This window comes from Bacteroidota bacterium (assembly GCA_016720935.1).
GTDB lineage: Bacteria > Bacteroidota > Bacteroidia > AKYH767-A > 2013-40CM-41-45 > JADKJP01.
In genome coordinates, this window is record JADKJP010000006.1 from 1,236,208 (window position 1) to 1,248,167 (window position 11,960).

The following is an 11,960-nucleotide window of genomic DNA, read 5'->3' on the forward strand; positions in this document are numbered from 1 at the left end:
GATACTTCTGTTTTGTTTGTTGAATTGGTTGAAATTACTATTTAGAATTTAACCTGCATTCTTAAAGTGAATGAATTGTCTTTTAAATCTTTTGTATAACCGGAAAGACTTGAACTGGTTTCATTAGTTACGACATCGTAATAGGCCGTAAGTTTCACATTCGCATCCCAACGGTATGCTAATCCAAGACCAAGTGTTGTGTATTTGAGATCAGTAGAATTGGTCTTGACAGCATTTGAAGTAACGGATTTACCTATTGCATCACCTTCGATCTCAGTATTTGGATCATACCAGTCGTATTTTACTATTGCCTGGAAACGTGATTGAGCGATGTTCTGCAGGAAGTAAAAATAGGCTCCGCTGAATTTACGTTTGTAAATATCAGTAGTAACAGGAAGGTTAGAGTTAATACTTTTTGTACTTCCTGTATTGCCTGTTCCTGAAGGCTGATCGCCCTGGATATATTCTGCTCTGAGTGTAGTCAAACCAGCTGCCCAATCTATGCTGAATTGAAAGTCAGCACCGTAATACACTCTTTCTGTGAAATTCCGGGTGTTGATGTTGACTGATTTCACATCGTCTTTTTTGCTTTCAATCACATAACCTTTTACACCATTTGAATCCACACCGAATTTGTAAACATTGACAGTATCAATTCTGTAACCACCGGTATAATATGAAAACCCAAGACCATATTTAATCTTTTCAGATTTTGTGGTGCGGTTCATTCCAAGGTGGGCAATGAAGTCCTTCTTTTTATCAAAATCACTTACATTTTCACCAGCGCCAGGTGCACCATTTCCATTAAACCAACCCGCATCCAGTTTCAACCAGTTCCAATTGGAAGTTTTTGGCCCCTGGATACTCAACATTGCTCCGAGATCACGTTCACCCGGGAATATCAATTGAGACATTCTTCCGCGCTCAGGACTTTCTCTAAGGCTGGAGGAATAAACAATTTCATAACCAAATGGACGATTTTGCATACCGGCAGTTACAGAGAACCAACCGGACCATGGATCAGTGAATTTTCCATAAGCGTCTTTTATCGCAAGTCCTTTTTCGGTTACATCAAATTGAAGAACATACTGAGAAGTTGAAATTCCTTTGTCATTTACCGGAGCATCATATTGTGCCTTTAAACGTCCACGACGGATCATAAAACGTTTATCATTTCCGGCTCCAAAAGCTCCACCGTTATAAGCAGCGGCACCTGTTGAATCACCGTATTGAAATTGAGTTTGGATATACCCACTCAATTTGATCCGTTTCAAAACGTCAAGTTCTGAGCGAATACCTGCTACGTGATTGGTTAAAGTGTCTAAAGGATTCACTTCAGCATCCTGAGCAAATGATCCTGTTGCAATAAGATTAGCAACAAGAAAAATGATTTTAGTAAACTTTTGTTTCATGGGTGATTGGTTCATTTATTTAAGCTCAAAGGACGCAAGTGTAAATTATTGCAATATGGTTTCAATATTAAGTGAATGTTAAATGTAAACCGAGAGTATCTATTGTGTTAAGTCCCAATACTGAATTTACTTGTAGTTAAATGTATGATTATCAGTATTTAATGAGATTTTTGCACCTTTTGACTTTGACAGTTTTAGAAAATGCCTGGAAGAAGACGCAAGCTGATTGATTTGCTTGAATTGTGTGATTATATGGAAAATCGGTAACCCAGACCCTTTTGAGTTTGTATGTAATTCTCTCCAAGCTTCCGACGCAGTCTTAAAATATGAACATCAATGGTCCTGTCATTAGAATTAAAAGTACGGGACCACACTTTTTGAAAAATTTCTTCCCTACTGAATAATTTTCCAGGTTGTGAAGCCAGTAGATGAAGTAATTCAAATTCCTTTCTGGAAACTGAAATTTGCTGATGATTTAAATAAACAGAATAAGATTCCCGGTCGATGTAAAAATGTGACCGGCTTTCCATTTTAGCCTGTAGTGAAATGGAATTTCTATTCGCGCCAATTCGTGTGTAAATTCTGCGAATCAATGCTTCTGTTTTAATAGGACGTGGTATGAAATCATCAGCACCTGAATTGAACGCAGCTACTTCCGTTTTTTCGTCCAGTTTTTCTGATAAAATGAGAATCCGGCTGTGTTTAAATTCAGAAGTGGATCGCAATGAATGGCAGAGTTCAAAACAAGCGAGATCCTTTTGCAGAGTATCCAGAAGAATTACATCAGGAATGTTTTTATTGATTGCTTCTGAGATTCTGGAATATTCCTGAATCCAGTTTACCATAAATCCTGAATCTTGCAGGGATTTATCAAGACTTGAAATATCTGATTTCTGAGGTGCGACGAGGAGTACACTATAGGAGGGCTTGGATTGAAATTGCATGATCAAGCCTTTTGTATTAGTTCTTTAATCATTCCAAGGAGAATGGCAGGGCGGATAGGCTTGGTGATGAAATGATCTCCACCTGCATCAATGGCGTTCATGGTGGTGTATTCATCTGAATCAGCTGTCAGAAACAAAATTGGAATGTCCTTGATCAAATCATCATGTTTGATAATTCTACAGGCTTCTATACCTGAAATTCCGGGCATCCGGATGTCCATGATTATTAAATCAGGATGATTCTTTTCTGTCGATGCAATGGCTTCAACACCTGAATTGGCAGTAAATACGATATAATTTTCCTTCTTGAGATTGTATGAAAGTATTTCTACAATATCCGGCTCATCATCTACAACAAGTACTTTCAAAGGAGTTTCCATTTTCATTTTATTTCAAAAGTACACGCATGACATGAACTGGGCATTACTCGTATGTAAACATACTGTTAACGTTTTCAGGTCTGGTTTCGATTCTGTACAGAAAGCTGCCGGGCAGAATGATTCATTTTCCTTTGTATAAAAAGGGTCAACTCGGGAAATTTATCCATGAAAAGCCACGACAGGTTGGTATTCACGGACCCTGAAGGCATTGTCATAACAAGAAGGTTGCAGTGCTTCGATAAACATGTCCGCGAATTCATTTTCGTAATTGTTATCCTGAAAAAAGGAGCCATTAGTACCTGAAAAACTATTGGACATAACCAGAAGTCTGACACCTTGTCCATGAATGGCTAATTGTATATCCAGAAGAGAGTACATTCCCAATGAATCGGATTGTTTCACTGCCCGGATCATTCCCCGTTCCCGGTCATCAGTTTGAATACTAAATTTCATCCTGGCCAAAACTGTGATGCATGACCGGAAAGCTTCTTGTTCCTGGCTATTGTAGACATAGATTTTCATAATTTTTTAAGTGTAAAGGAACAGTCTCAATGTTGAGAAATAATTATTCCCGCATTAAGCCTTAATAAAATTGCGTGTATTTTCGTTACAGGTATATTGGATTTCAGGAATGCGGCAACTTTCTGATTACCATATTATTGCGAGATTATTTCAAGGCATACCATCAGGATGGCAACAAAGAAGAGCTCACTAAAAAAGTTTATGTGGATCATTGCACTGATCCTGTTAGTTGTTGTCGCGGTCCTGGGGACTTTGATTTATAAAAAAATCTATTCTCCCAATGTAATGACCAGTAAAAAAAGTCCCCAGTATATCCTGATTCCAACAGGTTCAACTTTTGAAGATGTAGTTAAAATCCTGGATGATCAGAAATTGCTTATCGATGAAAAGTCTTTTCGATGGACAGCCGGACAAATGAATTATGTTACAAAAGTCAGACCTGGAAGATATCAGCTTACAGCGAGGATGAACAACAAGTCGCTGATCAGCTTGCTTCGTTCCGGAAAACAGGTGCCGGTTATGGTTGTGTTTAATAATATCCGCACCAAGGAGGAACTGTCAGATCGCGTTGCAGCGCAAATTGAAGCCAGATCAGCTTCTATACTGAATTTACTGAATGATCCTGATTATGCACAGAAGCTGGGATTTACTCCAGAGAATATTCTTTCAATGTTTTTACCGGATACCTATGAGTTTTACTGGAATACTTCCGCGGATCAATTCATAAAAAAAATGAAGAAGGAGTACGATAAATTCTGGAATGCGGAAAGAATTGCGAAAGCAAAGGCGATTCCACTTACACAGGTCCAGGTTTCAACTCTTGCATCTATTGTTCAATTGGAAACCAATAAGGAAGATGAAAAACCGGTTGTCGCAGGAGTTTATCTCAACAGGTATAAAAAAGACTGGAAACTTGAAGCAGATCCCACACTGGTTTATGCATTGGGCGATTTTACGATTAACAGAGTGCTTTCAATCTATAAAGAAATAGATTCTCCGTATAATACCTATATGTACAAAGGCCTACCACCTGGTCCGATTTGTCTGCCAACAACCTCATCCATTAATGCTGTACTGAATTATACGCGTCACGAATACATGTATTTTTGTGCCAGAGATGATTTCAGCGGATATCATAGTTTTGCTTCAACGTATGATAAACACCTGTTAAATGCGCGGAGATTCCAAAAGGCCCTTGATAGAAGAGGGATTCGTTCTTAATTCATAAAATGCAAAAGTTAATTCTCTTTATTCTCATTTTATACAGGGCAACTTCTCTCGCTGCTCCTACACCTGTTTTACTTTTTTTAAGTGAACGTGACCAGGCTGACTCCCTTGGATACAATATTGTGAAGGAATTGCCACCATTGGTGTATAATGAAATCATGTCGGGCCGACTTTCCCTGTGGGATTCACCAAAAAAGGAAGTTCAGATTAAACCTTCCACACTTCGCAAACTTGAAGAATCATCCGGGATGGAATTTTCAAAAGCTGCACAATTGTTTATCTATGAAATGTGGGATATTGCCAGAAAGGACGGGGAGTTGAATACGATTGGTTTTTACTTTTCTAACCGTACCGCCAATGGAGAAGAAATTTCATACGGATACGTGGATGCAGATCCACTCGATCACCTCTTCAGGCATACGCCAATTCCTACAAATGCGAATGGCAATTGCTATACATCATTCGAAAGTATTCTTACCAATAAGTATTATTTCTACAACATTGTTCAGTACGGTGAAAAGCAGATCTCTAACCTTAAGGAAGCAATTGAACTGAAAGAAGAAGTAAGGAAATTTCTGGATATAAAAACCAATCCACCCGTTTTCGATTGTAAGGTACTTTGGTATACAATTGACGGACTTGGAAAGGAAGAAAATCCCGGAACAAAAGCGTCACAGTCGTTTCTTGCCGCTCTGCAATCCTTCCTGAATGAAAACCGTGAGGTATTTTACAATCTTGGAGGCGATAAAATCCGGAATTTTATGCAGCCGGGCAAAATTCTGGTCAACAGAATGGAAGTGAGGGAAAGGTGGAAAAAACAGGATAATCAGATTGTTTATGAGTTTGAAATGGCAAGGATCTATGTTGATGATAAACCATTGGATTCACTTTCAGCAACGGATTTCAAAAAACTGGACTTTCTTGTTGATTTTAAATCACCAGCTGATTTTCTGAATGAAAAAGAGTTTTATTTTCGCATTTTTAAAATTAACTCTCAGGAAATTGATTCGGCAAAATCAGATGCATTTCTGAATGGATTGAAAACATGGAAATGGAATGTATTGACAGAATTCGCGAAGTATGAATAGTTCAGGGCTAATGAAGGACCGTTCATGCTTCAAACGTTTGAAAGAAAGTAAAAATTAAAGCAGATAAACAATAAAAAAATGGATAAGATAAAATTTGGAACTGACGGTTGGCGCGCTATTATCGCACATGATTTTACAGTTGAAAATGTCGCCAGGGTATCTGAAGCGACCGCGAAATGGTTATTAAAGCTGAAGAAAAATCCAACGGTAATGGTTGGACACGATTGCCGTTTTGGAGGAGAACTATTTGCGGAAACAGTAACAAAAGTAATGGCCGCTCACGGAATAAAAACATTTCTTGCAAAGGGTTTTGTTTCCACGCCCATGATTTCCCTTGGAACTCTTGTATATAAATGTGATTTGGGAATTATAATCACTGCCTCACATAATCCGCCTTCATATAATGGCTTTAAGTTGAAAGGTTCTTATGGTGGCCCTCTTACACCAAATCTTGTTCAGGAAATAGAAGATATGATTCCGGAAACTTCAAGTACGGACCTTTCATTAAGCATTGGCGATGTGGATAAAAAAGGGCTGATTCAATGGGTCGCACTCGAAGATGACTACATCCGACATGTTGAAAAGAATTTTGACCTGAATGCTATCCGGAATTCAGGTATGAAGCTAGCTTATGACGCGATGTATGGAGCCGGACAAAATGTTATTCGCAGATTATTTCCGGATATCACGCTGATGCATTGTGAAAACAATCCTGGTTTTCATGGACAGGCACCTGAACCGATTGACAAGAATTTATCTGAGTTCAGAGAGCTTATTAAGGAACGTAAAAATATCGACAGCGGTTTGGTTACTGATGGAGATGCAGACAGGATCGGTATGTATGACGGAAATGGAAACTTTATCGATTCACATCATATCATACTTTTACTGATTCATTATTTGTACAAGTACAAAGGGGTGAGAGGAAAAGTTTGTACCGCATTCAGTACGACTCCGAAGGTTGAAAAACTTTGCAAGCATTATGGACTTGAACTTGAAACCGTAAAAATTGGTTTTAAATATATCTGTCAGATCATGATTACTGAGGATGTACTCCTCGGAGGAGAAGAGAGTGGCGGTATTGCGATTAAAGGTCATATTCCGGAAAGAGATGGAATCTGGATGGGCCTGGTGATTTGGGAATTTATGGCCAAGAGTGGAAAGAAAATGCCTGAACTGATCCAGGAAGTATACGATATTGTTGGAGCTTTTTCTTTTGAGCGCAATGATCTTCATCTGAAGGAAGAGGTAAAAAAGAAAATTGTTGAAAATACTGCAAAGGGTGCATACAAATCATTTGGAAAATATGTGATTAAAAGAACTGAGGATCTTGACGGTTACAAATATTTCTTTGACGATGAGAATAAGGAATGGCTCCTGATAAGAGCTTCAGGAACAGAACCTGTCCTGAGAACATACGCTGAATCGACAACCCGCGAAAAGGCCTTTGAAATTTTAAAAGCCGCAGAAGCGACTCTGGTAAATGGATAATCCATTTGGAGTTTTGTCTCACTCTATCCTATAATTCGAAATAAAATTACAGACTCACACTCACACTCACACCCAAACTCACACCCAATTGTAATGGCTCACGAAATAGATTTCAAAATATTCGGCGATGATATGCAGGCGGTAGAGATAGAACTTGATCCGAAAGAAGCTGTAAGAGCTGAAGTAGGAGCAATGCTCTACATGGAGGATGGTATAGAAATGCAAACTAGTTCCGGAGGTGGAATATTTCAGGGATTGAAAAGGATCATTTCCGGAGAAAATTTCTTTATCACTTCATTTTTGAACAACGGGAATGCTAAATCTCATGTAACCTTCGCTGCGCCATATCCCGGTAAGATAATTCCTTTGAATTTAAAAGAACTCGGTGGGTCCTTTCTCTGTCAGCGGGATGGATATCTCTGCTCCGCGGAAGGAATCGATATCACTGTTGAATTCACAAAAAAAATTGGAGCCGGTTTGTTTGGTGGTGAAGGATTTATTCTTCAAAGAATCACGGGCGATGGATTGGCTTTTGTCCATGCCGGCGGTACGGTAATACAAAAAACGTTAAAGCCTTATGAATCTTTACGTGTTGATACCGGATGTCTTGTCGCATTTCAACCTTCGGTGACTTATGATATCCAATTCATAGGTGGTTTCAAAAACGTTCTCTTTGGAGGTGAAGGAATGTTTTATGCGAAGCTCACTGGTCCAGGTGTGGTCTATCTCCAGACGCTTCCTTTCTCAAGGCTTGCTGACAGAATCATTTCTGCTTCCCGTTGGGGCAACAACCGTGAAGAATCCCGTGGACTCGGTGGCCTTTTTGGAACACTGATTTCGGGAGATAAGTAACATCGCTTCCGCAACAGATTCACTTTACTCAATTGATTGAGTATATGAATCGGCATAGAATGTACAGTCCTCTGAAAGAGGTTTTAAATTATGATTTTTCCCGGGGAGATTTTTTATCTCTGTCTTCTGCGATCATCAGGAACAAGCCAATAACATAGATTGCGAGTATAGAATAGATCATGATTTTTTGTTTTGAATTGTTTAATTGTTTAATGCTTTAATTCTTTTGTTCTTTTTTAGTTCTGTCTTCCGCTATCATGAGTAAGAGACCAACTACATAAATGGCAACGATAGTGTAAATCATAGGATTTGGGTTTTAATTGTTTAGGGATTATTATTGTTTTTTAGTTTTGTTTTCAGTCATCATGTAGTACAAGCTTGCAGCATAGATTGTAAGAATTGCGATCAACATCTTTTTATAGTTTAATTTTTTTGAAATTTTTTGATTATTCTTTTTCCGTTTGAGTTCGTCAGCTCCAGAAAATACATTCCTGTGGAAAGTCCGGAAGTATTTATTGCAATTCCATCGTAAGACCCATGTGGGACATTATCGCTTTTGAACATTTCTTCTCCTGAAATAGAAATAACACGTATCAGATTTATTGTGGCTGATTCATAGTTTAATTTTACAGTGATTTTTTCCAGGGCCGGAATCGGGTACAGTTCCATTGAACCGGAGTTTGATTCATTCTCTGTAGCTGTAATGGAAACATAAACTGAATCAGATTTTGATTCACATTGGTACTGATCCCGGATTAAGACCTGGTAAAATCCGTCCTGAGATACCTGGAGATAATTTAAACATGCACCAGGAAGCATCGAGTTATTCCAATACCATTGGTAAGATTGAGCTGGATTGGTGCTAAGTGTAAAACCATTCACGTAAATCACCGGACGGGCTGGATTAGCATGTACCACGATATAATTCCAGCGCATCAGGGTTTGTGATCCCTGTGAATTGGTCACTGTGAGAATGACATTGTAGGTTCCCGGAGTTTCATAACTGACAACCGGGTTTTCTAGTGAAGAGGATGCAGGATATCCTCCGGGGAAGGTCCAGTTGTATGAAACTGACTGTACAGAATTATTGACAAAGGATATAGTGCCGCGTTCACAGATATCCTGATTTGCAACAGTAAAAGAGGCAACTGGTAAATTGCAGGAAACAGTATCAACATGAATGGTGTCACGTGAAGTGCAATAATTATCAGAGATCTTTACGAAATATGTTCCCGCAGTTGTGACGGCTAATTGATTTAGGGTACTTCCGTCCTGCCATGTGTAATTGAAGGCAGAATTATTTCCTGCAACCAGCAGGAGGGAAGAGCCTGAACAAATTGTTGTGTCAGGACCCAATTCAAGGTTAGGTTTCGCAGATGCGCTTAACGTGACGGTATCGGAATGGGATGGACAACCGGATGTGTACACAGTTACAAAAAATGGTCCTCTGCTGCTGACATAGATGTCACAGCTGGTTGCCCCGGTATTCCAGATATAGCTGCTACCGGAAGTGGCGCTAAGCAGAATACTATCACCAAGGCAAAGATGAACACCTGACAAGGAAATTTTAATTTGAGGTTTTGAAATTGCTGTTATCCTTTTTACTGATGTGTCGGAAGAATAGCATGTTTGTGCGACCAATTGCACAGTATAAACACCGGTGTTTGGTAAAGGGAATGAGGCATTTTCCTGAGTTGTCAGATTCTGACTATTCACCAACCATCTGAATGCGCTTGCATTAGCAGACTGGTTTGTGAAGGCAACTGACATTCCGGTACAAAGAGAATCAAAAGGTGTACTGAAAGCAGAAACAGGAACTTTGCAGGATAAACGAACGATCCAATAATCTGAAGCACCATGATTTCCCGAAACATTTCCATCATTACTATAAGTATATCCTGAAAAGATGAAACTACCGTCGCGGGTTTGGAGAATACTGGATGGCCTTTCATTTCCGCTACCACCCTGACATTTCATCCACTCAGTAGATAATTGTTGATCGAGTTTTATAAGAAGAATATCTTCTTGTCCGTGATTGCCATCAACATCTCCGTCATTTGAAGTTGTACCACAGGCAAGCAGATAACCTCCATCCATGCTTGAAATTGAACTGAAAGCAATGTCAGCACCAGTCCCGCCAATGATTCTTTGGTTTTGAATAGTTCCGTTTTGACCTAATTGTAAAGTCCAGATATCGTTGTATCCGGAGTTCTGCTGCAAATCCCCATCTGAAGATTTACTGTAGCCACTCACCAGGAAGTGATTGTTGGATTTACTACTGATTGCAAAAGCGGATTCCTGGTCACTTCCTCCAAAACAACGTGTCCAAATCTTATTTCCACCGGAAGTCAATTTGATGACCCAGAAATCAGTGTTTCCATGCTGTCCTGAAACATCTCCATCATTTGAATTAGTACTTCCACAGGCAATGATTTCGCTTGCCGATGTTTCATCTATTGAATAACAAACATCTAAACCGGAGCCACCCATTGATTTCTGCCAAACCAGGTTTCCTGAATCGTCTAATTTTAATAACCAAAAATCCTGATCTCCGTGGTTACCATTTACATCGCCATCATTTGAATATGTACCACCACCCAGGAGGATTCCACCATCAGAAGTTTGGATCATTGCATAAATCAGGTCAACCAGGGAGCCGCCAAATGTTTTCTCCCAAATGATATTTCCGTTTGATGTTGTCCGGATCACCCAGGCATCGAAATTTCCGTGTTGATGGCTAATGTCACCATCAAAAGACCCTGTATAACCTGAAAGTATTAAATCTCCGCCCGGAAGCTGGATGATTCCTGTTCCAATATCAATATTGCTGCCTCCATAGGTCCGTTCCCAGATCAGGTTGCCCATAGAATCGGTTTTCGTCAGCCATAAATCGTTCGAGCCATGGCTGAGACTGACATCCCCATTAGATGAACCGGTACTTCCTAACATCAATAAACCACCGTCGAATGACCTGATCATCTTAACCGGCATGTCCTGACCACTGCCTCCAAGGCATTTTTGCCAATCAAACAGAGGAGGAGCAGATGCATACCCTTTCGATAATGTCGAAATAAGTATAAAAAAGAGGGTGAATCTGCTAATTTGTCTCATTTTGGCTTTGTGCCATCTGTGGCAACACTACCAAAATGCATTTTGCTTGGGCGGATTTCAATTTTATTCTGTAAGAGGCTGGAATTTATGGGTTAATAGCATATTACCGAAATTGAAAATTGAAGTAATTCCGAGTATTTATTAAAGTTAAGGCCTTAAAAAAGCTCTAAATAAGCCTTAAATCTTTGATTAAATTACATGTGTAATGGACGGTGGTTTTGACGCTGATCTTTTGGAGAAGTCAAAGCGTTAAAAAGATGTGTTTACAAACAAAGCAGTACAGAAAAGAGGATAAAATTTTTCAGCAATCCCGTAAGATTGATTAATCCATCAACCCCGTAAGGTTGAAAAAGAAAACCCAGCCCCGTAAGGCTGGGTTTATTTTTTTAGAGCTTCTCGGGATTATAAATCGCGATTTTTCTGCTTTTTTCAAGAAGATGGTAGACGCCGAAGAAGATTCCGGTATAAAACAAATCCCCAATTAGTTGATTTCCAAAAAATGGCAAGGCCATAGTATAGCTTTCCATAGTTCCATTCCATGTCATTGGGTATAAACTCAAATCCGCATACCAAATGGGAAGATTGGTAATCAGAAAGAAAATTACGGAAGAAACTACCGAAAGGGCTGCTACCGAAAGGATACGGGGTTGATTGCGAACCATTGTTCCAAGGGCGACTGCTATTGCAAACGAGCCATAAACAGGTAGAATTGAAAAATGCAAACCAAGATACAAATCGGTGAGAATCATTGCTGTAAACGGCAACAAGTAAGCGAGGCGTTTATCTTTAAATGTAGCACCTGAAAAGAGTGCAATGGCACCAATTGCTGTAAAGTTAAATGGATGCGGGATCAATCGTGTAATTGCAGCGACTAAAATCAGCAAGCTGGCAATAAGCAAGGCACTTGTTTTATTTGAATTTCCGTTCATGGGA

General features: G+C 39.4%; 10 protein-coding genes. 4 read left to right on the top strand and 6 right to left on the bottom strand.

The annotated features are described in order from the left end of the window. Positions 1-41 precede the first annotated feature (41 nt). The 4 genes from IPP86_13340 to IPP86_13355 all read right to left on the bottom strand — a co-directional run bounded on the left by IPP86_13340 (position 42) and on the right by IPP86_13355 (position 3,258). Positions 42-1,412, bottom strand: coding sequence for a porin (locus tag IPP86_13340; GenBank protein ID MBL0139493.1), 1,371 nt, complete (start codon positions 1,410-1,412; stop codon positions 42-44). A 248-nt stretch (positions 1,413-1,660) separates the two neighbouring features. Then, positions 1,661-2,356 (bottom strand): response regulator transcription factor, encoded by a 696-nt coding sequence (locus IPP86_13345; GenBank protein MBL0139494.1) that lies wholly within the window; start codon positions 2,354-2,356, stop codon positions 1,661-1,663. 2 nt (positions 2,357-2,358) lie between these two features. Beyond that, the gene (locus IPP86_13350; protein MBL0139495.1) at positions 2,359-2,736 is read right to left on the bottom strand and encodes a response regulator; all 378 of its coding nucleotides are present in this window, start codon (positions 2,734-2,736) and stop codon (positions 2,359-2,361) included. Between the two features lie 159 nt (positions 2,737-2,895). Continuing rightward, entirely contained in the window at positions 2,896-3,258 is a 363-nt protein-coding gene (locus tag IPP86_13355; protein ID MBL0139496.1) for a hypothetical protein, read from the bottom strand. Between the two features lie 201 nt (positions 3,259-3,459). Here IPP86_13355 and mltG point away from each other — a divergent pair, with 201 nt between their 5' ends. The 4 genes from mltG to IPP86_13375 all read left to right on the top strand — a co-directional run bounded on the left by mltG (position 3,460) and on the right by IPP86_13375 (position 7,916). Then, complete coding sequence (mltG, locus tag IPP86_13360; protein ID MBL0139497.1) at positions 3,460-4,479, top strand: endolytic transglycosylase MltG; 1,020 nt, start codon at positions 3,460-3,462, stop codon at positions 4,477-4,479. Positions 4,480-4,487: 8 nt separating this feature from the next. Beyond that, positions 4,488-5,573, top strand: coding sequence for a hypothetical protein (locus tag IPP86_13365; protein ID MBL0139498.1), 1,086 nt, complete (start codon positions 4,488-4,490; stop codon positions 5,571-5,573). 78 nt (positions 5,574-5,651) lie between these two features. Further along, the gene (locus IPP86_13370; GenBank protein ID MBL0139499.1) at positions 5,652-7,064 is read left to right on the top strand and encodes a phosphoglucomutase/phosphomannomutase family protein; all 1,413 of its coding nucleotides are present in this window, start codon (positions 5,652-5,654) and stop codon (positions 7,062-7,064) included. A 93-nt stretch (positions 7,065-7,157) separates the two neighbouring features. Continuing rightward, positions 7,158-7,916 carry a TIGR00266 family protein gene (locus IPP86_13375; GenBank protein ID MBL0139500.1) on the top strand — a complete coding sequence of 253 codons (759 nt, stop codon included), beginning with the start codon at positions 7,158-7,160 and terminating at the stop codon, positions 7,914-7,916. Positions 7,917-8,339: 423 nt separating this feature from the next. On the opposite strand, the gene IPP86_13380 is transcribed toward IPP86_13375, so the two are convergent. Together IPP86_13380 and IPP86_13385 are read right to left on the bottom strand one after the other, a co-directional pair. After that, positions 8,340-11,027, bottom strand: a complete 2,688-nt coding sequence (locus IPP86_13380; GenBank protein MBL0139501.1) for a T9SS type A sorting domain-containing protein — start codon at positions 11,025-11,027, stop codon at positions 8,340-8,342. A gap of 386 nt (positions 11,028-11,413) precedes the next feature. Continuing rightward, the gene (locus IPP86_13385) at positions 11,414-11,956 is read right to left on the bottom strand and encodes a hypothetical protein (GenBank protein ID MBL0139502.1); all 543 of its coding nucleotides are present in this window, start codon (positions 11,954-11,956) and stop codon (positions 11,414-11,416) included. Between the last annotated feature and the right edge of the window lie 4 nt (positions 11,957-11,960).

Excerpts from the sequence above, each read along its gene's own strand:
- IPP86_13355 (MBL0139496.1), bottom strand. The coding sequence starts at position 3,258 with ATGAAAATCTATGTCTACAATAGCCAGGAACAAGAAGCTTTCCGGTCA.
- IPP86_13385 (MBL0139502.1), bottom strand. The coding sequence starts at position 11,956 with ATGAACGGAAATTCAAATAAAACAAGTGCCTTGCTTATTGCCAGCTTG.
- IPP86_13370 (MBL0139499.1), top strand. The coding sequence starts at position 5,652 with ATGGATAAGATAAAATTTGGAACTGACGGTTGGCGCGCTATTATCGCA.
- IPP86_13345 (MBL0139494.1), bottom strand. The coding sequence starts at position 2,356 with ATGCAATTTCAATCCAAGCCCTCCTATAGTGTACTCCTCGTCGCACCT.
- IPP86_13350 (MBL0139495.1), bottom strand. The coding sequence starts at position 2,736 with ATGGAAACTCCTTTGAAAGTACTTGTTGTAGATGATGAGCCGGATATT.
- mltG (MBL0139497.1), top strand. The coding sequence starts at position 3,460 with ATGTGGATCATTGCACTGATCCTGTTAGTTGTTGTCGCGGTCCTGGGG.
- IPP86_13375 (MBL0139500.1), top strand. The coding sequence starts at position 7,158 with ATGGCTCACGAAATAGATTTCAAAATATTCGGCGATGATATGCAGGCG.
- IPP86_13380 (MBL0139501.1), bottom strand. The coding sequence starts at position 11,027 with ATGAGACAAATTAGCAGATTCACCCTCTTTTTTATACTTATTTCGACA.
- IPP86_13340 (MBL0139493.1), bottom strand. The coding sequence starts at position 1,412 with ATGAAACAAAAGTTTACTAAAATCATTTTTCTTGTTGCTAATCTTATT.
- IPP86_13365 (MBL0139498.1), top strand. The coding sequence starts at position 4,488 with ATGCAAAAGTTAATTCTCTTTATTCTCATTTTATACAGGGCAACTTCT.